Source organism: Paenibacillus pectinilyticus, assembly GCF_001700435.1.
GTDB classification, from domain to species: domain Bacteria; phylum Bacillota; class Bacilli; order Paenibacillales; family NBRC-103111; genus Paenibacillus_E; species Paenibacillus_E pectinilyticus.
The window spans coordinates 745976-772173 of sequence record NZ_LYPC01000027.1 but is presented as its reverse complement, the minus strand read 5'-3'; the positions used below and the strand labels follow the sequence as shown (position 1 = coordinate 772173).

The window sequence follows — 26198 nt, the reverse complement described above, 5'->3', positions numbered from 1 at the left end:
TTTGTTAAGATAACTTGATAAGTTGCCCGCCATCGACGACGAGACAGTGGCCCGTCATATAGCGAGAATCGCTTGTCGCCATAAATAGAGCAGCATCTGCAATTTCCTCCGGTACACCGGCTCGGCCCATTGGAATCGTTTGTAAATACGGCTCAAATGCTGTTGGATTATCAATTAGAGGCTTCGTCAGCCTTGTTTCGATAAATCCTGGACACAGAGCGTTGACGCGTATCCCCAGTGGCGCTAGCTCCAGCGCCATCGACATCGTAAGCAGATTGATGCCGCCTTTGGTTGCATTATAGTGGGCTTGATCCCTTTCGGCAGCTAAACCGTTCACACTGGACATATTGATGATAGAGCCGCCTTTTCCCTGCGCAACCAGCACTCCAGCCACCGCTTGCCCGACCAGAAAGGTTCCTTTCAAATTAATCGCCATGTGTCGGTCCCACTCCGATTCCTCGATGTCGAGGAAAGAAGCCGGGCTGCAAATACCAGCATTATTGACCAATACATCTATCGTGCCCCACTGACTCAGCACGGTGTCGACCATTCGATTGACGTCCGATTTCAGCTGCACATCGCCGTCAATCCAGATGACCTCGCCATTATGGGCCGCTATTTCCTCAGCAGCCACTTGCAGCGCTGCTTGATCCCGACCCATAATGGCGACTTTGGCGCCTTCTGCGGCGAACCGGACTGCTGTTGCTTTGCCAATTCCCGTTGAGCCGCCAGTTATGAGAGCAATCGAATCCTTCATCCTCATCGGATTTCCCCCTTATAGGTTAGCTAACGCCCGATCGACCGCCGCCAATGTCTCTTCAATCTCGCGCTCTTCATGAACGGCGGATAAGTACCACAGTCCATTGGAGCGAACGAGTACGCCTTCCTCCAGCATTTTCCCAGCAAATTCGGCATACTTCGCTGCATCCCGCTTCATAAAGGAAGCGAAATCTTCCACCTGCGTCTCCAGCGTAAACATCATATGAAAAACAGGTCCAATATGGTTGAGAATACCGGGGATACTGTGTTTGACTAGCAGGCTGCGAATCCCTTCAACCAGCTGGGCTGCGTTATTTTCCATTTTCGCATAAACCGCTCCCTCATTCTTGGACAGTTCTGCAATGGTAGCCAAAGCAGCTGATGTCGCAACGCCGTTCCCATTCAGTGTGCCAAGGTGGCTAACCGTTCCGTTCTCAATTAGCGCCATAATGGCTTGAGAACCAGCAACTGCGCTTACGGCGATACCTCCGCCTAATGCTTTACCAATCGTCACCAGATCAGGCTTTAATCCAAATTTACCATGTGCTCCGCTCAAACCAAGCCGAAAACCGGTGATGACTTCATCTAGAATCATGACAATGCCTAATTCTTCCGTCAGTTCGCGCATCTGTTCGAGATAGCCTGGTTTGGGGAGTACACAGCCGGAGTTGCACATCACTGGCTCTGAAATCACAGCTGCGATGTCATGACCATGTTCGCGTAAGGCCGCATCCAGCACAGCGGAGTCGTTCCACGGAAGCAAGATGATGTCTTCAAGGGCCAGTTCACTCTGACCGCTTGTGCCTGGTACTATGTGTTGTTCCTGTGCGTCGCCAGCCCCGCCGCTGCTAGATTGACGCATATCCGAGCTTGGAAAAGCGGTGAAGATCGTGTCTGACCACCCGTGATAGTGACCATGAAAGCGCACAATCTTGCGCTTGCCTGTATAGGCGCGTGCTAATCGAAGCGCCAGCATGACAGCTTCCGTGCCAGAGCCGCTTAGAGCCACCTTATCCGCACACGGTAAAACCTCTGTTAACTGCCGAGCTAGTTCGATTTCCCCTTCATGTTGAAGGCCATAGGTGATACCTCGCTTCATCGCTTCAAAGACGCTCACCAATGTAGCTTCGTGTGCGTGGCCCAAGATTAAGGGACCGTAGCCCAGCAAATAATCAATATAAGCATTGCCGTCGACATCCCAGATGCGTGGACCCGATCCAGCTGACGCGAACAGAGGCGTTGGCTTCATAGCACTTCTTAAAGAGCTCGCCACCCCGCCGGCCAAATAGTTTTGGGATTCGGTATATTTTTGCCTCGACTTCTCAACATTCTTCATGGGTACATCCTCCCTAATTCATACGTCTTCGGAGAGTCGTTTCGTCAAGAAAATCTGGGTGTCATGGGTACAATCCGAATCTCGGTTGTGCCACCTCATCCAACGGATACAGGGGCCGAAGTACATGGTTATATTGAAAATGCACAAGATTAGCGTTGCAGCAGCCCGGTGAGTCCACATTGATTACATGCTTCGCGAACGACCCGAAGGCCGTCTGCCAGGCGAGCGCTGATTTGGCAACGATGATTTGGAAGTCCCCCGGCCATAAGCCGACGGAGCGCACATGACCAACATCCCACGGAGCTACCCGTTTCTCAGTCAAAATAATAGTCAGCTGTCCGCATTCAAGGACGGCTGTCTTGCCCATCTCGGCTTGTTGGCCGGTCATATAAGGACCGACGTGTCGGTAATGACCGTCAAACAGCAGCCGAACCCTTCCTTGTAGGGCTACAGGCTTGCCATGCAAGGTATCGCTTTTGCCGCCGACATCCCCTTCGAATGTACCGCCTACGCCAATCCGCCATGCGGCTTCCACCGCTGCCGGATCGCGGATCACGATTAACGCTTTTTGTGGCAAAGCAATCAGTTCAGCCAGGATATGCGTCGCATCTGCGGGGGCACCTCCCCCAACATTATCGGAGCCTTCCGATAGGATAACGGGACCTTCCGGCTGCGCCAAAGCCTCCGCCACCGCTTCGCGTGGCGTGACGTACGACACATTGAACGACGCCCTGTGGTCGATGGCCATTTGAGCAAGCTCCAAGGCGCATCGTTCGGCTAGCTCCCCATCGCCGTCCGTCGTCACAACAAACGACATTCCCGCATCCGGCACATCACTGTACGGAAATCCGCCAGCCACGGTTACGTTCAACACACGAGGCAATAGCTCCATACGGAATGCCCGCTCCATCAAAATCTTCATACTTCCTTCGTCTGTCATCATCCCCTGCGGAACAACAAGCATCCCGGTATGTGCGAGTGCTCGAACGGGGCGAATCTCTCCACGGATTTGTCGGACAAGCAAACCGAAGGCCTCTACAGCCCGCTCGTACATATCGATGTGCGGATACGTATCGTAGCCAACAAGCAGATTCGCTTGCCGAACCATTTCTTGGCTAATGTTGCCATGCAGATCCAACGTCATCGCGATGGGAAAATGATTCCCCAGTCTAGCACGAAGCTGTCGCAGACATTCACCTTCAAAGTCGTCATACTGTTCGGACACCATCGCGCCGTGCATGATCAAGACTAGACCGTCGGTTGTATCGTCTATTGAAGCGACAAGCGCTTCGATCAAGGAATCACCCGTTGCCGCCTCCACCATGCCGCTAGGTGTCGCAGCAGCGTATAAGCCTGGAGCTAACTCGATGCCTTCCTCCGCAGCAGCAGCAATTACACCACCCATAGAAGTGCGTGTTCCTGCATAGCGTGCCGTAAATGAATCCATCCCGACCGCCCATTGATCTCGAAAGTGCGAGATGTCGGTACATCCAGGAGCAAACGTATTCGTCTCATGCAAGATACCAGCCACCGAAATTCGAAGTTGATGGCTGCCCATATTAGTTGCTTTCCCCACGGATGGAACCCGCATAAGCAATCGCATCGATTTCAACTAAATAACTTCCAATCGAACAGCCGATCGAAGTTCTTGTAGGGAATGGCCGCTTCATGATGGATTCATATACTTTATTGTAACCAGGAAAATCCTCTTGTCTGGAGATAAAGGCGTTGATTTTGACAACATGATCGAGGGAGAGATCCGCCGCAGCGAGGATGGTCTCAATATTGCGCAAGCATTGCATCGTTTGTTCTTCTATGGTTTCTCCGATGACTTCACGCGTGGCAGGATCCACACCCACTTGGCCCGAAACATAGACGAAATCGCCCGCACGGAGCGCTTGGGAAAAAGGGAGCGGAAATTCAGGTGCTAGATGAGTATGAATGTGCTGTGACATACGTATCGATCTCCTTTATATGTACATGTTGATATTCATTAGAATCTACTACGTTACTTTGCCTCTTGCATCCACTGTAAGCATACGCTCTAGCTGACCATTCCGCATACCATACAACCGATCATGCAGATTGGTTACGGCGCAGCAATGATTAGGGATAATGGCAACTTGATCACCGACTTGAAGATGAACCCCATCTGGGACGGACAGAATGCCATGCTCCTCGCTTAGCCGCTCGACATAAATGTCAGGGAGCTCTGGTATAATTCCGAAGCCTTTACGATGAGCGCTGCTGTCGTTCGATAACGTCTTCGAGCCTGCATCGATGATCGCTGTTCCTGGCCGAGGTGTGCTCACGACTGTGGCATAGATGCGCATCGCACATTCGTCTTCCCCGATTAGGCCCGTATAGAGCTGGGAGCCGTCTCCGAAAACGTACGCTCCTGGTCGCATCTCCGTTACGCCAATGCCCGCAAGCGCCCCGATAAATTTCGAAGTCGGCGTCGAGCCTACACTAATGTCCGGCACTTCCACGCCCAAGCGCCGAAGTACACGCTGCGATTCCAAGAGAGCCTCCGCCTCAGCAAGCGCTACCTCCAAGCAATCGTCGGCACGACGCTTGCTATAGGCTTGCCCTGCATGAGTCATCAAGGCGGCAAGCCGAATGCCTGGCAGTTTCGCAATCGCTAGCGCGAGCTCCGCCGTCTCTATTCCTGGCTCTTTCCCGCAGCGGTTCAAGCCGCTGTTCACATCCACATAGAGCGGCACGCGCAGCTTCATATGCTCACCGAGATCCGATAAGCCTTTGGCCACTTCATAGCTGTCCACGCTCACAGACACTTGGATGCGCTCGAGCAGCCTTCCAAGCCGCTCCAGCTTTAATCGCCCGACGATCGGGTACGCGATCAAAATATCATCCATGCCACCGTCTGCCATAACCTCGGCTTCGCCAAGCTTTGCAACGGTAATGCCGGAAGCCCCGTGTCGCAGCTGCTCTTGGGCAATCCAAATGCTCTTATGCGTTTTGGTATGGGGCCTTAATCGGACGCCTGCTTGGGCAGCTAAGGCAGCTGTCCGCTCCAAATTGGCATCCAATAGATCCAGATCAATGATAATCGCTGGTGTATCAAGGGTTTCCTTCCATGCATCCAATCCCACAGCTTCACCGCCCCTAAGTCTCATTGAGTAAAACAATGGTTTCATTTTTAATTTATATCAGTTACAACGCGTAAATAGTTCCATTATTTCTCATTTATTTATAAACATATGTAAGATCAGGCTCTCTTCTTAGAAGCTCACGATTTGCCCCTGCAAAATCACTCCCTGAATGTTTATTTCCTCGTCGATAATAAGGAGGTTTGCCAGCTTCCCTTGCGCTATGCTCCCCATTCGATCCTCCATATGAATGACCTTCGCTGGATTCAGTGAAGCCATACGGAACGCATCCACAAGCCCTACCTCAGCATGTCTCATCATATTGTGAACAGCCCTGTCCATGGTCAATCGACTACCGGCCAAATGGCCGAGATGGTTCCAATTCAAGTCCGAACCCTGTCCGTTGTTCACGCCAGCCTCAGGCATTGCATCGGTAATAATGATCACACGGTCTGTCCCTTTGGTTTTGTGAATCAGCTTCAACATCAAGGGACGAACATGAACACCTTCGGAATCAGGAATGACTTCGGCATAAATATCGTCATGAACGAGAACGGCTTCATCAACACCCACCTCGCGAGTCCCGCCATACCTAGACGGCGATGGTGTTGTGCCCGATGCGTTCGTGCAATGGCAGCCAATTCGCAGTCCTTGTGGAACGAATCGAAAGATCTCCTCCGCAGTCGCCTCCGAATGACCGACAGACAATGAAATCTGATATTTCGCTGCCGCATTCACAAAAGCTTCCTGACCTTCCAGCTCTGGCGCCAGCGTCCATACCCTGATACGATCACCAGCCACGCGCAATATTTCCTCGTATTCGGTCGGATCAACCGGACGGATGGGTGAAGTAATGGCGCCGTATTTTTTATTAATATACGGACCTTCCATGTGGATACCAACAATGGCCTCGACGAATGGCTTGCCTGAATCCATTTCCTCCACAATCGTCTTGAGTCCGTCTCGGACCTGCTCTCGACTCTCATTGTAGGTAAACGTCGGGAGAATGGCTGTCGTCCCGTGTTTCAAATGAGCAAGCGCGAACGTGTGCGGATGCTCCCAGGACCACACGCCACCGCCGCCATGACAGTGAATATCGACGAAACCTGGGGCGATGTAAGCGCCCTTCGCATCCACTACCGTACTGCCAGATGGAATCTGGACCTCTCCCGCTTCCCCGACATGGGTGATGAAGCCGTTCTCAATGACAACGACCCCGCCAGGGATTAATCTGTTTGCTGTAATGATCGTGCCGTTGTGAACAACCAAACTAAGATTCGCTTGCATCCATTCACCATCTCCCGTAGAGTGAAACTATGGTTTCATTTTTAGCATAGCACGTCATTAACGACTCTTAAAGCTAAATTTATTTCACGCCACTTTCCTTTCCGCATGGGTATAAACTAGGCCTTTGCGGTACCTGCATCGGACTCCCCATAAATAATCTTGTATCACCTCAGGTTAACAAAGTCTATAAAATACAAGGAAATTACACTAGAACCCAATGAATTCGACCTTTTTCTGTGGCTCTTTTTCCACCTATTATGAGATTACAAAGTAGTGAGGAGGTGTATGAAGGTACGCTAAAACGAACGCGCTCCTTAGATCCGACATCAACCGGCGCAAGAGCAGCTGATCGTAAAGATCTTAATTGGATCTCTACGATGCACTCTTTTTTGCGGCCGAACTACGGACAGCGTAATCGCTGCGAATCGATGGAGGGAACCAAGGATGAATGGAATCATTATGCTTCGTAAACCAGCAGCACTACTGCGCATCTTAGCAGCCCTCTCCTTATTCATCGGGCTATTGCCCATCCTAGCTGCGCCAAAAGCGGAGGCTGCAACGGTTAGCGTAGCTAACGCTGGCTTCGAAACGTTGTCGGGTTCACTCCCGGCGAACTGGACATTACCTTATTCCAGTGGCTATGAAAGCAGTTCAACGACTCAAAAACACGGCGGGACCCGCAGTGTTAAAATCAATGACACCAGCGCTTCGCAACCCGGAGGCATCAGTTCACAGCCGATTTCCGTCATCCCGGGGCGTACCTATACCGCCAAAATTTGGGCTTTTATCCAGAGTGGCGGGCCTGTCAGCCTGTATATTGAAATGAGGAATGACCAAGGGCTTCGCATTGTAGCGAATCAAGCTGATTCTTCGACAACGACTGGTGTTTGGCAGCAATTAAGCACAAGCTTTACAGCCCCATTCGGTGCTTCCAACCTGACCCTATTGGCATACAGCCCGCAGGGGAATATAGGGATCTCGTATTTCGACGACGCCTCCTTAACGGTGAACGATACGAATTTTACTGATTCCGGCGGTGTCATCGCTGCGAACGGCAGCTTCGAAAACGTTGACAGTGGCGGTTTTCCGCTGCAATGGTCGAAACCTTACGCCAACGGATTTGAGAGCGGCAGTACGACCCGTGCTTTCGAAGGCACACACAGCGTAAAGATCAATGATACAAGTACAACGCTGAACGGCGGCGTGCAATCCCAGCAGTTCCCCGTACTGAGCGGGAAATCCTACACCGCCAAAGTGAAATATTACGTTGAGAGCGGCGGCCCGTTCGATCTGTACATTCAGTACTATGACAGTAAAGGCACCCTCGTTACTTCCAAGAAAACTTCCACGACGACTACTGGCTCCTGGCAGACTTTAACCTTCACCGACATCGCGCCATTCGCTGGCTATAATCCTGTTGTTCGCTCGGCCAATATCCTGTTATACAGCAACCTTGGCAATACCGGCGTCGCTTATTTTGACTCCGCGGTCGTCTCGACGACTTCGACTTCCTTATCCAATGCCAGCTTTGAAAACCTTGACTTGGAAGGCTTTCCGTATCAATGGGCCTCATCCGTTGGAACCGGAGTGACAGCAAGCTCAAGCTCATTCAGAGCGACCGACAGGACTACGAGTCTGAAAATCGTCGACACCAATGCCGCGTCTGGGGGTGGTGTTCGTTCTGCTCGCCTGACTGGCATTACGGTAGGCAAAACGTATGAAGCCTCCGCCAGCTATTATTTGGAGAGCGGTAACGCTGACTTGTACTTGGAATTCTGGGATGCTTCCGATACTCGAATTGGCGCGACCAGTCAAAATGTAACGACCACTGGCTCCTGGCAAAAGGTTAGTGTAACTGGTACCGCACCTGCAGGCACTACGTATGCAACTGTCATGCCTTATAGCAATTATGCCAATACTGGCACTTCATATTGGGATGATATCGACTTTGCGCCTACTGTGATCAGTGTCGCCTCTGCCAAGCAGTTGTTCATTGATGACTATGACATCGCCTCCATGAGCAATGTAACGAGGACATTGAATCAAGCAACGAAAACTGCGTCCCCCGTCGTTCCATTAGATAAAGCCTGGGAAGGGGTCGGTACCTCCAACCAAGCCGTCTATATTTATGGCTCGACCATTTATGACGATGAAGCCAGTATGTATAAAATGTGGTACACCTGCCTGGACGGCTCAGGCCCATCTTTCACCTGCTATGCCACTTCCACGGATGGTACGAACTGGACCAAGCCGAATCTCGGCATTTATACGTATGGGGGCAACAAGAACAACAATATTATTGGCGAGTACGGGCTAGCCAATATCGTGAAAGATCCGAATGACCCTGACCCCAGCAAGCGGTACAAAATGATGTATTATGCCGGCAATGTCGGCGGCGAATATTACTATAGTGTTGCCTTCTCCAGTGACGGTACCCATTTTGGCACATCCCAAAATCTCATTCTCGGCTGGGATGTCGTAACGGTCGCCTATGACAAAGCGAATAGTCGATTTATTGCATCCGTTAAATACGGTGAGTATGCATCGAAAGATATCACGTACGACATCTTCCACCGTATTCATCGCATGTCGACCAGCACCGACTTCATCCACTGGACAACGCCGATCGATATGGAGTCGCTAGCTGACGAAACGGATACTCAAGCCGCTGGTGCTCTCGTGACGGACAGCTACGGTGTGGGGCTTTACCCGTATGAAGGTGCTTACATCGGCTTCGATTGGGTATTCCCGATCAATGATCACACCGGCTGGGATGGCGGGCCGATCTTCCCTGAGCTCGTATTCTCTCGCGATTTGACTGAAGATTGGCAGCGTCCGAGCCGTACACCGATCATCCCACTGGGTGCCAGCGGTACTTGGGACGATGGCATGATCTTCACTGCCAGCTATCCCATTCAGGTGGGCAATGAGATCTGGATGTACTACGGCGGCTTCACCGAAGGCCATGAGAATGTGACGAAGACGTCGCGGATCGGGCTTGCCAAATGGCGCCTCGACGGGTTCATGTCCTTGAATACCGGTGCTACCGAGGGCACGGTTGTTACCAAACCAATGACATTCACGGGCAATGAGTTGCATTTGAACCTCAACGCATCCGGCACTGGCAATTATGTGCAGGTGGAGCTGCTCGATGCGAGCGGTGCCGTCATTCCTGGCTTTTCCAAAACGGACTCTGCCACACTAAATACAGACAGCGTCGATCAAACGGTCACATGGGGCGGCAGCAGCAGCTTGTCCAGTCTGGCTGGGCAGACGATATCCGTGAAGTACTATATGAAAAACGCCAAGCTGTACGCCATGCAGTTCAAGAATTAGTTTTTCAACTGGGATGCGAAAAACCTCCGAAGCATGATGGCTTCGGAGGTCTACTCTTTCGTGCTAGATGTGAATCCCAGTATGTTCCAACGTTTCACGCAAAGCATTGGCCATAATGTCGTAGCCAAGCACATGCGGGTGAAGGCCATCGTCTGCGAGCTCATCGCGAAGCTGGATACCGTCTACTGTGATCATTCGCGAATGATAATCGACATAAATAGCACCATAATCATTAGCTATTTGTTGTAGACTCTCGTTCACACTGATTATGCTTGTATTGCGTAGATAATTATGTCCAGATTGCGGTAAATTCGTAGGAAGTATGGAACAGATGATGGGTATAATATCGTTTTCTTTCGCTTTTTTAACCATTTCCTGAATATCAGATACGAGTGCTGAAATGATCTGTTCCCCTGTTTTCCGATGCTCGATTGTCGCGCCATCAAATGCCCAAAAATTGTTTACGCCAATTTTTATCACCACATGCTTCGGCTTTAATTGGCTAACATCCCCATCAAATCTTCGCAATACATGGCTGCTTACGTCTCCGCCAATCCCACGATTCACAATAAAACGTTCGCCGCGGCCAAAATAAGCATTCAATTCCCACATATGCGTAATCGAGTCGCCAATAAATACAAAATCCACCGGTACTTCGTGCGCAATCAACACCTCGTTGCCAAAATCAAATTCTCCTCTTCGGCTATCCGCTGCAGCCGCTGTTCCAAAATATCCTGGTTTCACTAAGTTCACACGATTTGTTGTCATTTTCTATTCCCTTCCTTGTCTGATTTTGAGTGAAATATAAACCCCTTCACCATGGCTTTGTCTCATTATTCTTAAGCTTCAACAACGCTTCAGCATAATAATAATCTCCGAAAATGAGCGGCGCATCTACATAAATATCTGCAGCGAAATATCCGGTCGCATGTAACAGCAGCCCTTCTTCATCCTCGTTCCAAGCACCGTAGTTTTCGTACAAGGAACGAAGGATGCTTTCGGCCGATTGCTTATACGCTTTCCCATCCTCTTCGGATAACAATGATGCCAGTTCAAGAAGCCCTGAAGCGGCGATCGCTGCCGCGGAGGAATCTCTAGGCATGCCTTCCGCTTCAGCAGGCAGTCTAAAATCCCAATAGGGTACAAAGTCTGCTGGCAAATGATCCAGAAAAAAATGTGCCACCTTCTTTGCAGCGATAAGGTACTTCTCCTTACCCGTGTATGTAAAGCTTAGCGCAAATCCATACAATGCCCATGCCGCTCCTCTTGACCATGCCGAATCCGCGGCATACCCTTGACCAGCAAGCGCTTCGATTCGCTCCCCTGTTTCCGGATCGAAGCAGACGATATGGTGAACGGATCCATCCGCAAGTACAAACTCCCGAAGGACAGTATCCGCATGAATTTCAGCAATAAGCCGATAGCGTGGGTCAGCTATTTCCCTCGAAGCCCAGTATAGGAGTGGCAGATTCATCATACAGTCGATAATACCTACGCTTTTCATGGCAGCGGTACAGAAATTATTAATGGGATCGAACGGCCCATCGGGCCTGGCACCTTTACCCTCTTACTTCCGCATCAAGTGCATCAAATCAAAATACCGCGAGGACAAGAACTGCATTTATATGTTGGAGCTATTGGGCCGCAAGCTATTTATGGATCCGATGACTCATCTGCTTTTAGCGAAATACTGCTTCGTGCTGGTACTGAAGGCGAGCCTTCCTACCAGTTGGAGGATGAACTTACTAATCAACTACTTCCAATATTTCAGAGAATGCATCAGGAAATCCTTAGCAATCAACCGTTCTGTCAGCAGATGTTCATAACGAAATTTACCGAAGCCTTGATCTTATTGGAACGGGGCTGCTTTGCCAAGAATGACAACGAAACACATAGAAACCCTAAACATAAAAAAGGGAAAATGTGGGAGATCATTCTCTATGTCTATCAACACTTCCGCGATGACATGAAATTGGAATCGTTAGCAGAGCGCTTTTATGTAAGCGTTCCTCATATCAGCACTTCATTTAAACCGATTATTGGAGATAATTTCCATGATTTTTTAGAGAAAATTAGAATATCGCATGCTTGCAGCTTGCTGATCTCCAGCCATGCATCCGTGATCACCGTCGGCTTTGAAGTCGGATTTACATCCTATTCCACATTTTCGCGCGTGTTTAAAGAGCGGCTTAACATGTCTCCGTCAGCTTATAGGAAGCTGAATCAAGGTTCGAACTTTAAGTATTAAAATACCATTTCATAAAAAGAAGCAGACAACAGATGTAGTCATCCGCTGTCTGCTTCTTTATACGTCGATTCAGGAAAAATTATCGTGCAGCAACCCCTGCCAAGAAGCTGAGCATCAACTGTACGGCTAGCCGTGAGGTCACGTTACGCACATCGATGGTCGGATCGATGCAGACGAAGTCCAGCCCCTGCACGGTTGACAGGGAACCCAGACGATAAAGGGCATCCAGCGCATCCCACGGATTCATCCCGCCCGTACCAATCGCCGGACATCCCGGTGCAAAGGCCTGATCGATAACGTCAACGTCAAAACTCACGTAAAGCGCTTCGGTTCCATCCCCTGCATGCAGAAGCGCCTGATCGAGTACTGCATCCATTCCCAGCCGCCGTACATCACGTGAAGTATATACCTGTACGCCTTTACTCTTCACGTAGTCATGATAGGGCTTAGCATTCATGAAGCCTCGAATCCCGATTTGAACGATGTTATGTCCATCGACCACACCTGATTCGAGAATACCGCGGAACGGTGTACCGTTCGTAACGCCGCCATCTTCAAAATTACGCACATCATGGTGAGCGTCAAAATGAAGAATGCCAACTTTTTGCCCAGGGTACCGATCGACGAAGGCTTTAAGCGATGGGCAGCTCGTCGAATGATCACCGCCAAAAATAATCGGAATCATTCCCGGCTGCTCTTTGTACAGCGCTCTTAGACTCTCCTCGATGCGGCGGTGGCATTCCGCAATATCGGTCACGTGCATGTGGATATCGCCAAGGTCGCGAACAGCTAAATCTTGCAGGTCAACACCATACTCCATGGAGTAGGTAGTAAACGACTTGAATGCCGCACGTATCGCGGCTGGTGTCGCCGATGCACCCGAAAGCGAGATCGAAGATTTGGATAACGGGATGCCAATGATGCCTGCAAGCAATCGTTCTTGACCATCCCACTGGCGAATCCAGTGGGCAACCTTGGTTTCCAGGTGATCTCTGAATACCGCTTGATCAGGTGCTTTCAGAAAAGGAATCTCGTGGCTCATAGCTCAGCCCCTTCCTTACTAGCTTCCGTATACACGATAGCACGGTTCCACACGATCACATGCCCATTTTTGATGACACCGAACGTGTGGTTAGTTCCGAAATGATATGGCAAATATGCGATATTTGGCGCATCGAATATCGTTAAATCCGCCAGCTTCCCTACCTCAATGGAGCCGATGTCTTCACCGCGTCCGAGTGCGTTCGCTGCGTTAATCGTGCATGCAGTCAGAATCTCCTCAGGTGTCATCTTCAAGTTCAGTGACGCTAACATCATGATGAGCTGGATCGATTCAGTCGGACAGGAACCTGGGTTATAGTCGGTTGAAAGGGCCACTGGCAGTTCGAATCTGTCGATCATGTCGCGTGCCCGGGCATGCTTAGCCAGACCCAAATTGAACGAAGTACCTGGCAAGAGCACAGGAATCACACCATGTTTGGCCATTGCAGCCAAGCCTTTATCGGTCGCAGCCAGCAAATGTTCGGCGGAGATCGCACCAACTTCACCCGCTAACTCGGCTCCGCCCAACGGCTCAATTTCATCCGCATGTATTTTCGGGATCAGACCGCCGTGTTTACCTGCAAGTAGGATACGGCGAGACTGCTCAACGGAAAATATACCCTGCTCACAAAACACGTCGCAAAACACCGCTAGCTTTTCTTCAGCCACCTTAGGAAGCATCTCATTGACGATGTGGTCTACAAACGCCTCCGTATGTCCTTTAAACTCCGGCGGCACAGCATGCGCCCCCATAAACGTTGAGACGATATCAACCGGGTGAGTATCGTTCAAGCGTTTCGCCACACGCAATTGTTTCAATTCATCCTCCACTGTGAGACCGTAACCGCTTTTCGCCTCAACCGTCGTGACACCATTCAAAAGCATTTCATTCAAGCTTCGAAGCGCCTTTACATACAGGTCCTGCTCACATGCAGCCCGTGTACACCTTACCGTGCTAAGAATGCCGCCGCCCTGCGCCAAAATTTCTAAATACGGGACACCGGATCGCTTCAGCGCCAACTCATGTTCACGGGAACCGCCATGTACGAGATGGGTGTGCGGATCGACCAGGCCTGGGGTGACCATTCGTCCGCCAACGTCGATGGTTTCTGAAATTTCCACGGCTGCAAGACCGTCTAGAATTTCTTGAGCTGGGCCAAACAAGACGATTCTTCCCGCTAGGATAGCAATCGCTGCATCCGTGATCTCACAGAGTTCCTTCATTTGTTGCCCGCAGCGCGGTGCATTTCCCTGAGGGGTAACCAATCGGCCAATCCCCGTAACGAGCAAATCAATCCGTTCCATCTATACACGCCTCCTTCACGATTCCTGCTCACGCATCGGGATGCGAATACCGTGCTTCTCCGCTGTTTCAATCGCGTCGTCGTAGCCTGCATCTACATGACGGATAACGCCCATACCAGGATCTGAGGTCAGTACACAGCGAAGGCGCTCTGCTGCTTCATCCGTCCCGTCCGCTACCACAACCATCCCTGCGTGCAGCGAGTAGCCCATGCCTACGCCACCGCCATGATGGACAGAAACCCAAGATGCGCCTGCTGAAGTATTGATCAACGCATTCAAAATGGCCCAGTCGCCAACAGCGTCGGAACCGTCTTTCATCGCTTCCGTTTCACGGTTAGGCGACGCCACAGAACCACAATCCAAATGATCGCGACCGATAACAATCGGTGCTTTCAACTCACCGTTTCGCACCATTTCGTTCAGTGCGAGGCCGAATTTTTCGCGCTCCCCATAGCCGAGCCAGCAAATACGAGCTGGCAGACCTTGGAACGCGACACGCTCACTTGCCATTTCAATCCAGCGGCGTAGACGATCATTTTCCGGGAAGAACTGAAGAACGAGTTGGTCTGTTTTGCGAATGTCCTCCGGATCACCGGAGAGAGCTGCCCAGCGGAACGGTCCCTTGCCTTCGCAGAAAAGTGGTCGGATATAGGCTGGGACGAAGCCCGGGAAATTGAATGCGTTTGTTACGCCTTCATCGAATGCGACTTGGCGAATATTGTTGCCATAATCGAATACGACGGAACCCATTTGCTGCAAGTCGAGCATCGCTTGCACATGCGCCGCTATGCTGCTTTTGGAAAGCTTCACGTATTGTTCAGGATCCTTCTCACGCATTGCGGCTGCTGTGTCCAACGTAAAGCCAACCGGGATATAGCCGATCAGCGGGTCATGAGCCGACGTTTGGTCCGTAACGAAATGTGGCTTAATGCCTCGTCGCACAAATTCTGGATAAATTTCAGCTGCGTTACCCAGCAGGCCAATGGCTAGCGGTCTTTTCTCTTCCATAGCTTTCCCCGCAAGCAGCAGTGCCTCATCTAGCGTTTCCGCTAACACATCACAGTAACGCGTGTGGATCCTGCGCTCAATCCGACTACGGTCAACTTCGACTGCGATGACAACCCCCTCATTCATCGTGACCGCTAATGGCTGAGCGCCACCCATGCCGCCAAGTCCTGCGGTCAACGTCAAAGTACCTTGAAGTGAACCGTCATCTGTATGTTGGCGGGCTGCTTCAGCAAATGTTTCGTAGGTACCTTGCAGAATACCCTGTGTTCCAATGTAAATCCAGCTTCCTGCGGTCATTTGGCCGTACATCATCAGCCCCTTCTGCTCCAGCTCGCGGAAATGCTCCCAATTCGCCCATTTAGGCACGAGAACAGAGTTAGACAGCAACACGCGCGGTGCGCGTTCATGGGTTCTGAAAACGCCAACCGGCTTGCCAGATTGAATCAGCAGCGTTTCATCCTTTTCCAGTCGCTGCAATTCGCGGATGATGGCCTCGTAGGAAGGCCAGTTGCGAGCCGCTTTCCCAATGCCGCCGTAGACGACAAGATCTTCTGGCCGTTCCGCGACGTCAGGATCCAGGTTATTCATCAGCATGCGCATCGCCGCTTCCTGTACCCAGCCTTTGCAGGACAGTTCAGTACCGCGAGGGGCGCGGATCACTCTTTTGGGATGATTAGCATTCATCATAGGTGGCCTCCTACATAGTTACTCTCTATGGTTAAAATAACGTTCCTGTTACATCCTCAACCGCTTGCAGCCACTTGCCTTCCAGTAAAGCTTTCGCCACGTTTTCGATATCATGGGTAGTTGAACGATCCTTCACTACTGGCGGGACGAGAGCTCGCAGCTTGCTGTACAGTACCCGAGTTGCTGGAGCCAGACCCTCTACCCCAATAAATTCAGCAGCTTCAGCCGCACAAATCAATTCGATAGCTAGCACCTTCGACACATTGTCGATGACCTGCGCTGCATGACGTGCAGCTGTTGTTCCCATGGACACATGATCCTCTTGATTCGCAGATGACGGTATCGAGTCCACGCTGGATGGATGTGCCAGCACTTTATTTTCCGAAACGAGTGATGCACTGACATACTGTGTGATCATCAGGCCAGAGCCTACACCAGGGTTATGGCTCAAAAACGCGGGCAATCCTCCAGAAAGCGCCGGATTGACGAGGCGCTCTGTGCGGCGCTCCGAAATATTCGCGAGCTCACTCATGCCAATTTTCAGAAAATCCATCGCAAATGCGATCGGCTGCCCATGGAAGTTACCACCGGAAATAACGAGACCCTTATCGACGAATAGCAATGGATTGTCGGTCGCTGCGTTGATCTCAATGGCAATCTTATCTTGCGCATAGGCAAGAACTTGGCGCGTCGCGCCATGTACTTGCGGCAGGCAGCGCAGCGAGTAAGCGTCCTGAACGCGATGCTCGCCTTGGCGCGTTGTCAGCTTGCTGCCTTGCAGCAAGCTGCGCAAGTTCTTAGCCACCCCGATTTGCTCGGGATAAGGGCGTACTTGATGCACCTCTTCAGCAAAAGCATCCGGAATGCCTCGCAAGCATTCAACCGTCAGTGATGCGATCACATCGGCGATTTTCGCGAGACGTTGTGAGTGGACAAGTGCCAAAGTACCGATGGACGTCATGATCTGTGTGCCATTAATCAGGGCAAGCCCCTCTTTCGCCTGTAATGTGATCGGCTTGAGACCGGCTCTTGCAAGTGCTTTCCCCCCTGGCAGGCGCTCGCCTTGGTACAATGCCTCGCCCTCGCCCATTAGGACGAGCGCCAAATGTGACAGCGGCGCCAGGTCTCCGCTCGCGCCTAGAGAGCCCTGCTCCGGCACAACCGGGTGAACGCCACAGTTGATGCAATCGATCAATAACTGCAGCGTTTCCGGCCGGATGCCGGAATGTCCTTTTGCCAGTGCATTTGCACGCAGCAGCATCAGAGCACGAACCGTCGGTTCCGGCAGCGGTCTGCCTACAGCGCAGGCATGGCTGCGGATCAGGTTCACTTGCAGCTGCGCAGCATCTTGCGGTGAAATATGCACATCACTGAATTTTCCGAAGCCTGTTGTGACGCCGTAGACCACTTGGCCTGTAGTGACAAGTTCTTCTACCATATTGCGACACGCGATCACACGCCTGAGTGCCTGTTCATCTAGTTCGACTGACACATTATCATAAGCAACTGCCGCGACTAACGCTGGTATTAATTGCTCCCCATCTAATACAACCGGCGGAGTCGCTTCTAGGCTATTATCCTGTTGTTTGTATACCATCGCCATGTCTACTCAGACTCCTTTCTCGCTTTACCAAAAGAAAGGGACCGTACGGAAGTTATTACCTTCCATACGGTCCCTTTTTTAAAAAAGAGGGTTCTATGCGATTGTCCGGTATCCTGCTCCAGCCGATCCTTCATCGCCATCACTCACTTTATAGTTATGTTGTTTTTTGCCTAATCTCATTGTCACACGCGGCCTCTCAAGCTGTCAAGATGGCTTATTGCCTAGTACTAAAATTCTCTACGCTACAACGTCTCCGTATTAATATTAAATCCTTCAATCACGACGTCTTCATCAACTTCAATTAAAATACATCGTTTCCCTTGATGATTCACCTGTCTCACATACTTCAAATCTTGCGGGCTGACTGTAATCGTGGCAACCTTCGTTTCAATCTTAATCGATTTCGACGTGAACTTTGGCATGACGCTACTTGCTTTCATTTCAAAGTTTTTGTCATCGACGACGTTCTGGAACGCTCGTTCCACCCTTTCTGTCGTCACATTTTCCACACCACTAGCCGACAGCATCCGTTCAACATCTTTATAATCCAGCTTTGGCGGCTCTTCCGCTTCGTTCGTCTCAATGACTCGATGAATTTCCTCATACACATGAGCAATCATTGCGGTATCGAGTTGATCTCCCGCTACTTCTTTCACGATTTCCTCAAAAATGCTTCTCTCTTCTAATGCCGTCACGGTCTTCTCAGCATTTAAGACTCCCTCGATGAAATGCCAATTCGGTTCATGCGCTCTCCCCGAGCAATACAGAATGCGATTCACGTCCGAATAGTTGTCCGTCACACTAGGGTATAAAAAACCTTGTTCCGGCGTATTCAATTTGATAATTGGGTCTACGAAAACATTATATTTATATTCCCTCTCGACATAGTCAAACATGAGCGTTTTCTTTTGTTGTTCTGTGGAATTCACGCTGCAAAGAATAAATAGATTCGCGAACATTTCGTTCTTTTCGCTCTCCATGGCATCTTCGTTCCTACTCTTCGTCGGCTTGGAATATTGCCCGCGGACGAAAGTAATCACCGTATCCTGTTCGTAGTTGGTATCCACCAACATTTTCTCCACTAACAAAAGCATTAGATCTTGCCATTCTTCCGCATTTCCGGTCACCAGCCCTTGATGGAGAAGCACCTGCGAAGGCTGCTCCGCTTCATCCTGAAACTTTAACTCGTACATCTTCTGATCTAATTCGCCGGTCAGCAGTTTTTTGAAATTAAGCATATATAGTTCCTGCTTCTCCCTATCCACGAAGGCGAACGGTTGGCGCTCATAATGGTAAATCTCGTTGGTTTCCTTCATAATATACACGTTTAAAATATCGTGAAGTTTAAGCATTTCGTTATCCAATTTAAAATGCTTGCGAATATGTGCGATTTCTTTCTTTATCATGGTCCTTCAGACGCTCCTATGAAGTGAATTAGACGTACAAAGTAAAACCCTTCATGAGAAGGGCTTTCACCGTTATGAACACTTCCTGTATGTTAATCCATATTTAGAGATTTCTCAACAATTTCGAGAAAAAAATATGAGGATGTTTCCTAATTAATTATAAAACCGAAGCACACCAAGCCGCGGCACTCCTTTTTCTCTTAAGAAATATATGGAATTCATAGGCACTCTTGTTTATGATAGATAGGTATAGGAATGATAAAAATAGATACGGGTGAAAATATAGTGATTATATTTGACTACATTGTTAATCTTTCCATTTATTCACTCTTGGTTAGTACGCCCTTAGTTATTCGTTCTTATATTAACCATCAGCCGCTTAAAAAGCTGCACCTTTGGGTAGCCGTTTATGCTGGTTTTGTTTCCGTTATCCTCGTCATGTTGTCGGTCAAACAACAAGGATTTTCTTACGACATACGGTATGCCCCTATCATTCTAGTTTTTACCTATCTTGGACCGGTGGCAGGATTAATTACTGGTGCGATCTCCTTACTCTACAGGCTCTATTCAAACGGACATTGGCCAGCGGCAATAGCTGGTTGGGCACTCATCATGACTGTTTTCTCTATCTTGCATGTATATCTCTCTCTTTTTCCACCACTTAAGAGAAGTGCGACCTTATTTGGAGCCTATATTATTCTCTATATATGTACCGTATTTTCTTTTCATATTTTACAAGATCAGCCCATCTTTCACATTCAGTATTTATTATTTGTGATGTTGGGAGTACTCCTAGGTGGCTTACTGATTGAATCCAATGAGAAACTTCGGAGAATCATCACGGAAAAAAAAGTCATAGAGAAGACACTCGAAGCAAGTGAATCCAAATATAGGCTCATTGCTGAAAATACATCTGACCTCATTATGGTTATGGATAAAGATCATTCGATTAGTTATTTTTCGCCTTCCCATGAATTCATTTTGGGGTATCAGAGCTTAAAATTTGAAGGCACTACATTATGTGAGTTCGTACATCCAGACGATTTGGCAATGTTTAAGGATACCATACAGAGGATGCTTGACAATATGGAAGCCCACTCCATGGAATTCCGTTTGAAGCATAAAGAAGGCCATTGGATCGAATTTGAGTCCCGTTGTCGGCCTGTTAAAGGTGATAGTGGTCTTATCGAGCATATTGTTATTATCAGTCGAGATATCTCCGAACGCAAAAAAGCCGAAGAATTCCTTTTGCAATCTGAGAAGCTATCCATTGTTGGGGAGATGGCGGCAGGTGTGGCTCATGAAATTCGCAATCCCCTCACAACCATCAAAGGATTTCTTCAGATTCAAAAAAAGGAGAAGCATCCGATTAAGTATAGTGATCTGCTCCTAAGCGAGCTCGAACGTATTGAAACCATTACGAGTGAGCTTCTTTCTTTGGGAAAACCCCAAGCTGTTCAACTTACCCGTACGGATGTAAAAGAACTGATTGCGTATACGGTCGAGTTCCTATCTCCTCAAGTCCTTTTACGAAATATTGAATTTAAGGTCAGTTATGAAGAATCCGCTTTCCCTATCACATGCGAAAAAAACCAATTAAAGCAGGTGTTTCTTAATATTTTAAAGAACGCTATAGAGTCCATGCCTAATGGTGGTATGATTCAGATTAGTTTGCGAAAAGAAGCTGAAGATGAGTGTGTGATACTTGTTGAAGATCAGGGGTGTGGGATACCAGAGGATCACATTCATCGTTTAGGACAACCTTTTTATAGCTTGAAAGAAAAGGGAACTGGACTTGGTCTTATGATCAGCCACAAAATTATTAAACAACATCATGGCCGTATTTCGTATCGAAGTAAGGTAAATGAAGGAACCTTGATTGAGGTTAGAATTCCGCTGATAAAATGATGAGATTACTTATATGCAAAAATTCAATTAGAAAACGGAGCCTGCAAGATGCAGGCTCCGTTTTTGTTATTCCTCATTCTGATTCCGCCATTTGCAGAAGCTCACTCGCCGTGGCAAGTTGATAAAGTGCAGTTAACCCCTTAGGGTAATACTAGTTTCAACTCTCCAAAAGATAAGGTGCTCGACCAGTTATTCGATGTACCTGCCCAGACCGTCTGGCTTAGTCGACCGTTCCCATCGTCCTCATCATTATTCGCGATGTCAAAGCCGATCATCATCCCCGCGGATGGTGTAAGGCCAAGTGAACTCCAAGAAATGGCCATCTCCACGCTGTATCCATTCGGCACAGCTGCCCATGCATGCTGGACACCATTCGTGAGACTTCGTGCCTCAAACAAAGAAGTGTCGTTCCAACCTTTGATAAACTGCCGGTCAAAACTGTCATAAGTCGCGCCTTGGTTATGATTGCCGTCGATATAAATCTCGACGGAATCATCGGAATAAGGCTCTGGTGAGTTGTTGTACAAATCGCTATCAAGAATCGTAACGCCGACATACAAATACGTTTCATCCCATAATACCCCAAATTGTGCCGAGTTGTTACTTGTTCCGACCACGTTTTTGTTCGCTTGATTCGTGATGGACCAAGCCGTTTCGCCCAGTGATCCATCTACGACAATGCCGGCATTCGTTTTGGTAACAGGGATCAGCGTGTAGGACGCATCCATCGTGACGTTGACTGTGTTGCTCGCTGCGGACATATTATTTTCCGCGTCTTTCGCTTTTACAGTAAAGGTATAGCTCGTTCCCGGCGTTAAACCCATAACCGTATAGGTCGTCGAAGTGACTGTTGCAACGAGATTGCTACCGTTGTATATCGCATACCCGGTAACGCCCACATTGTCCGAAGAAGCCGTCCAAGACAAATCCGCGGTCCGATCCGTGTGTGAAGGCGATATCACATTCATTGGAAGTGTCGGCGGCTGCGTATCCCCAGTCGTGACAGAGGAAAGTTGCAGGCTTCCGAAAGATGCTGTATTCGTCCAGTTGTCGTTCGTTCCAGCCCACATCATTTGACTATCCCGACCCGTACCGGTATCGGTGTCATTATTCGCCACGTCAAAACCAATCGTCATACCAGCCGATGGTGTAAGGCTAAGCGTGCTCCATGGAATCGCCAGTTCCACACTGTATCCGCCTGGAATCGGCGCCCATCCATGCAGCACTCCGCTCGGCATCACTCTCTGCAGCCATAGTGTGCTGTCGTTCCAACCCTTGATATACTGCTGATCATAGCTGTCATACGTCGTACCCTTATTGTTGTTGCTATCGATATAGATTTCGATGGAGTCATCATAATAAGGTTCCACAGCAGTATTGTAGAGATGACCGTCGATGACCTTGACCCCTACATACAAATACGTATTGTCCCAGAGCGTGCTGAATTCCGCCGTATTGTTCGGTGTCCCTATAATCGGTTTCTTTATTGACTTGAACGAGGACCATACTTGTTCGTCCAGAACACCGTTGACGCTAATAGCAGCGATCGTTTTCTTCGCTTGAAACAGATACGGATCTGTCGTTACACTAAGCGAAGCGCTTGCTGCCGATACATTGCCTGCTGCATCCTTTGCCTTAACACTAAACGTGTAATTCGTATTCGCTGTTAAGTTCGTTGCGGAATACGTGTTAGACGTTACGGTTCCGATCAGAGTTGAACCTTGATACACGTCATATTGGGTGATACCAACGTTGTCCGTGGATGCATCCCAAGACACATCCGCCGTGGTCTCGCTTTTGGATACTAAGCGCAAATTACTTGGAGCCGTTGGTGACGCGAAGTCACGATCACGTATGACTTTCACATTGTCAAACTCAACACTCGTTTTGAAGGCATATAGACCAATTTTTCCCGAAGTAAGACTTGTATCTGTCACAGATAATTCCATAAACCCATTCACATATAAATCGAGTGTGCTATTGTTTAAAACCGCTGTGAACGCGTACACTTCATTCGTCGTCATGGTATAATTTTTCGCAGTCAGGATCGTGACGACTCCGTTCACGGATTTACCAATCTGTAGTTTGCCAGCTTTAATTCGGAAATAGTAGAAATTGTTTGGATCGGTATAGCGGGCTGTAATACCAGCAGCCAAGTCGATATCATTTTGGGTAAGTTTGATGTTCGTTTCCACGCTGTAATTAGAATATGCGCTGCTATCGACCGTACTGAATGCATTTGTCGCCAGCCAGGAAGCTTGCTTATACACCTTCGATCCGCCTGATGTAACGACAGACCATGTACCGTTTGCAGGCGTCCAACCATCCGCTACCCCATCCTGAAAATCGTCACTGAAGGCAAGCGTTCCTGGGCCTGTCGCCGTTGTTGCAGCAAGCGTATTGCTAGCTACTGATGTGCTGCCTGCACCATCTATAGAACGAACGGTAACCGAGTATGTTTGGCTGGGCAGTAGTCCCGTAAGTGTATACGCTGTGCCAGAGGTAGTTGCCACCTGTTTGGATCCCACGTAGAGGTTATAGCCAACTACACCAGAGAGATTAGATGGCGGACTCCAACTTAGGCTTAGGCTCGTGAGCGTCGCCGATGTCGTAATCAGATTCGTCGGCGGTGCCGGAGGAGGCGCTGTTGTAACACTCAGGGCGTTGCTCGAAGTCGAGAGATTGCCCGCTCCATCTTTGGCTTTTACAGTAAATGAATAAGTGGTGCTAGGCGTTAAGCCGTTGACCGTATAGGTTGTACTTGAAAGTGTTGTCGTGGCACCCACATATGTGCCTCCATTGTAAATGTTGTACCCCGCTACCCCCGTGTTATCAGTTGAAGCTGTCCAGGACAAGTTCACGCTCGTGGATGTATGTGAGGGAGATGTCAAATTCGAAGGCGCTGTCGGAGCTTCCGTATCCGTTCCTTCGCTCATCAAGGTATCACCGTAAAATACACCGGTTCCGTTCGTTCCGATATAAACACGTCCCCATGTCTGACGATCGCCTTCCATCGAGTTGGCTTCAGCACCAATCGCCGGATCTGCTACGTCAATCTTGACCCTGGTCGTACCGAAATCATCAGAGCGGAAAATACCTACGCTATTATCCACCTTGCCATATACGAAGACAGTGGGATCCGTGGAGCCTAGCTTATTTTTACCAAAAGCAAACAAAGTCGCCTGCTGTACATTCGATACCTGCGTCCAAGAATCACCGGAGTTACTGGAACGCCAGAGGCCGCTCCCATCCAAGCTGACCCACACTTCCCCTGCCTTACCCGGCGCAGCCTTGACGCTGAAATACGCGGGAATTTTCGTTGGTATGGTTGGCATTGTTGACGCAAGCGACCAAGATGCGCCTCCATCCGTGCTGCGGAAGAACTTCCATGTCCCCCGTTCTAACAAATAAAAGGTATTATTATTGACACGGTCAGAAGTTAATGGTTGGTACCAAACCCAGAAATCGTGAACAGTTCCGGATGGTGCGCCTGTGCTAGGATTCCACGTGAGTCCCCGATTCGTTGAATAGATCGGACTTCCGCTCTGTGGGACCCAGACCATCGTCTCGCTTCCGGCGGATACGGCGATGCGACCCGCCACGCCTGGTGGATTGGGGAACGCCGTCCAGTTCGCCCCGTTGTTGGTACTGTAGCCACCGCCGCCTGTACCCGCATAACGAGTGGAACCTACCCGGGCAATGAAATTCGGATTACTCTCTTGAAAGTCGATGGACACCGTATCGCCCAGAGATGGACTGCCGAATTTACCGCTTGGAAATGACGTAAGCGATGTATGGCGCATGCCATCAACATCCGCGTGCCCGCTCAACAGCGGTGCACCGATCGGCGTACTGCGCAAAGCAAACGTCACCACTTCCTCGTGGCCTTCTTCGTGCGTATACCAATGGGACGGACTAACGGTTATATCATCTGTCCGCCATGTGCCGTAAAAATCAGTTAACCATACCCGATTTGGAAAATGGGGATCAATTGTCAGTGTCGAGGTATTGGCTGAAAACCAATTACTCGTCCACCAGGGAACATCTGGATGTTTGACAAAGTTGACCTGTGTCCAGTTTAAGCCACCGTTCGTCGACCGATAGATCGGCGCCGGTGTGACTGAACCGTCTTCAATCGCCGTCATCACGATGTTCGGGTTTGTAGGATCTACCGTAATTCCATTGTATCTTCCCGATGACGGAGGCGTAATGTCCGTCCATACGCCGCCAGCAAACTTCGAGACGCCAGATTCATATGTGACATATAAAGTGCCACTATCGGCAAGAACTGCCCGACGAGGTGTTAGCGGGCTTCCACTCATCAGCGTCCATGTCGTCCCGCCATTTACACTTTGATAAATGCCAGTGCCTTTGACCCCTACATAAATCGTTTGTGTGGAAACGCCTGGAGATCCTGTACTTTTATCAAATAAAACGAAATTAAGTCCAGTCGGATTGGCTCCGAGGGTAGGAAAATTCGTCACCTGCTCCCATGACCCCGTGCTGGCACCGGAGGTGCTCCTCCACAATCCGTCATAGCGCGTGCCCATGTAAATGGTCTGACTATTGTTCGGGTCTACGGCAAGCCGTTCGCCTAGATCACGTCCGGACCCATTGCCATAATGCCGAGGGGTAAATCCGGTTGACGTCCAAGAGAGTCCCCGGTCTGTTGATTTCAGAATATCCGAGGGCGCTCCTACATAGTCGTATTTGCCTACCGCAATGTAAACCACATTCGGATTCGAAGGATCAAGTGCGATACTATCGACGCCGTACTCATTGTATTTTTCTCTGGGAATCATATTCAATAAAGGGATCCACTTCTGATTCACTTCGTCCCAGCACAAGGCTCCGCCAACGTCGGTACGAATATAGACAAGATTCGGCTCAGTCGGATGAATCGCGATCCCGGTTACAAATCCGCCACCGCCGATACGCACATTTTGCCAATTGTACGGTTCTTGCTGAGCTGCCTTGACGGAAGTTGCAGACCATAGCCACATACTACTTAAAAAGAAGAGCATCATGAAACCGTAAAATTTCCACCTTTTCGAAAATGCCAAAGATATCATCCCAATTCCCTCCCATAATGGATATTACCAACTTACTCGACTTACAGCATGCATTCCCCCTTTCCATACTTATCCTTATCTAAAATGGCACA

Annotated in this window: 18 protein-coding genes; 4 read left to right on the top strand and 14 right to left on the bottom strand. The window is 49.4% G+C overall.

Translation table 11 applies throughout. The features are described from left to right. Positions 1–4 precede the first annotated feature (4 nt). The 6 genes from A8709_RS25045 to A8709_RS25020 form a co-directional block, all read right to left on the bottom strand. A complete protein-coding gene (locus A8709_RS25045; RefSeq protein WP_065856274.1) occupies positions 5–763 on the bottom strand; it encodes an SDR family NAD(P)-dependent oxidoreductase in 759 nt (252 codons plus the stop codon). Between the two features lie 12 nt (positions 764–775). Next, positions 776–2095 carry an aspartate aminotransferase family protein gene (locus A8709_RS25040; RefSeq protein ID WP_065856272.1) on the bottom strand — a complete coding sequence of 440 codons (1320 nt, stop codon included), beginning with the start codon at positions 2093–2095 and terminating at the stop codon, positions 776–778. A 61-nt stretch (positions 2096–2156) separates the two neighbouring features. Then, a complete protein-coding gene (locus A8709_RS25035; RefSeq protein ID WP_244163310.1) occupies positions 2157–3671 on the bottom strand; it encodes a M81 family metallopeptidase in 1515 nt (504 codons plus the stop codon). Next, positions 3655–4050, bottom strand: coding sequence for a RidA family protein (locus tag A8709_RS25030; protein ID WP_065856268.1), 396 nt, complete (start codon positions 4048–4050; stop codon positions 3655–3657). The genes A8709_RS25035 and A8709_RS25030 overlap by 17 nt, the downstream gene beginning before the upstream one ends. A 48-nt stretch (positions 4051–4098) precedes the next feature. After that, positions 4099–5208, bottom strand: a complete 1110-nt coding sequence (locus tag A8709_RS25025) for an alanine racemase (protein ID WP_167357163.1) — start codon at positions 5206–5208, stop codon at positions 4099–4101. Between the two features lie 129 nt (positions 5209–5337). Beyond that, the gene (locus A8709_RS25020; protein ID WP_065856264.1) at positions 5338–6492 is read right to left on the bottom strand and encodes an N-acetylglucosamine-6-phosphate deacetylase; all 1155 of its coding nucleotides are present in this window, start codon (positions 6490–6492) and stop codon (positions 5338–5340) included. Between the two features lie 257 nt (positions 6493–6749). Between A8709_RS25020 and A8709_RS25015 the strand changes: the two genes are divergently transcribed. Further along, complete coding sequence (locus A8709_RS25015) at positions 6750–6962, top strand: hypothetical protein (protein WP_141692646.1); 213 nt, start codon at positions 6750–6752, stop codon at positions 6960–6962. After that, complete coding sequence (locus A8709_RS25010) at positions 6937–9828, top strand: carbohydrate binding domain-containing protein (RefSeq protein WP_065856260.1); 2892 nt, start codon at positions 6937–6939, stop codon at positions 9826–9828. Before A8709_RS25015 ends, A8709_RS25010 begins: the two co-directional genes overlap by 26 nt. A 63-nt stretch (positions 9829–9891) precedes the next feature. On the opposite strand, the gene A8709_RS25005 is transcribed toward A8709_RS25010, so the two are convergent. Together A8709_RS25005 and A8709_RS25000 are read right to left on the bottom strand one after the other, a co-directional pair. Further along, positions 9892–10596 (bottom strand): GDSL-type esterase/lipase family protein, encoded by a 705-nt coding sequence (locus tag A8709_RS25005; protein ID WP_065856257.1) that lies wholly within the window; start codon positions 10594–10596, stop codon positions 9892–9894. Between the two features lie 46 nt (positions 10597–10642). Then, a complete protein-coding gene (locus A8709_RS25000; RefSeq protein WP_084225401.1) occupies positions 10643–11332 on the bottom strand; it encodes a glycoside hydrolase family 88 protein in 690 nt (229 codons plus the stop codon). Positions 11333–11410: 78 nt separating this feature from the next. Here A8709_RS25000 and A8709_RS24995 point away from each other — a divergent pair, with 78 nt between their 5' ends. After that, entirely contained in the window at positions 11411–12076 is a 666-nt protein-coding gene (locus A8709_RS24995) for an AraC family transcriptional regulator (RefSeq protein ID WP_065856254.1), read from the top strand. Between the two features lie 79 nt (positions 12077–12155). Here A8709_RS24995 and hutG read toward each other — a convergent pair whose 3' ends face one another. The 5 genes from hutG to A8709_RS24970 all read right to left on the bottom strand — a co-directional run bounded on the left by hutG (position 12156) and on the right by A8709_RS24970 (position 19126). Beyond that, a complete protein-coding gene (gene hutG, locus A8709_RS24990; protein ID WP_065856252.1) occupies positions 12156–13118 on the bottom strand; it encodes a formimidoylglutamase in 963 nt (320 codons plus the stop codon). Continuing rightward, positions 13115–14422 (bottom strand): imidazolonepropionase, encoded by a 1308-nt coding sequence (gene hutI, locus A8709_RS24985; protein ID WP_065856249.1) that lies wholly within the window; start codon positions 14420–14422, stop codon positions 13115–13117. The genes hutG and hutI overlap by 4 nt, the downstream gene beginning before the upstream one ends. A gap of 15 nt (positions 14423–14437) precedes the next feature. After that, the gene (hutU, locus tag A8709_RS24980; protein WP_141692645.1) at positions 14438–16114 is read right to left on the bottom strand and encodes a urocanate hydratase; all 1677 of its coding nucleotides are present in this window, start codon (positions 16112–16114) and stop codon (positions 14438–14440) included. Positions 16115–16148: 34 nt separating this feature from the next. Next, entirely contained in the window at positions 16149–17714 is a 1566-nt protein-coding gene (gene hutH / locus A8709_RS24975) for a histidine ammonia-lyase (RefSeq protein ID WP_065857346.1), read from the bottom strand. Positions 17715–17962: 248 nt separating this feature from the next. Continuing rightward, positions 17963–19126 (bottom strand): DUF4317 domain-containing protein, encoded by a 1164-nt coding sequence (locus A8709_RS24970; protein WP_065856245.1) that lies wholly within the window; start codon positions 19124–19126, stop codon positions 17963–17965. A gap of 255 nt (positions 19127–19381) precedes the next feature. Here A8709_RS24970 and A8709_RS24965 point away from each other — a divergent pair, with 255 nt between their 5' ends. Next, positions 19382–21034, top strand: coding sequence for an ATP-binding protein (locus A8709_RS24965; protein ID WP_244163308.1), 1653 nt, complete (start codon positions 19382–19384; stop codon positions 21032–21034). Between the two features lie 140 nt (positions 21035–21174). Here the strand turns inward: A8709_RS24965 and A8709_RS24960 are convergent, their stop codons facing one another. Next, complete coding sequence (locus A8709_RS24960) at positions 21175–26106, bottom strand: sugar-binding protein (RefSeq protein WP_065856241.1); 4932 nt, start codon at positions 26104–26106, stop codon at positions 21175–21177. Positions 26107–26198 lie beyond the last annotated feature (92 nt).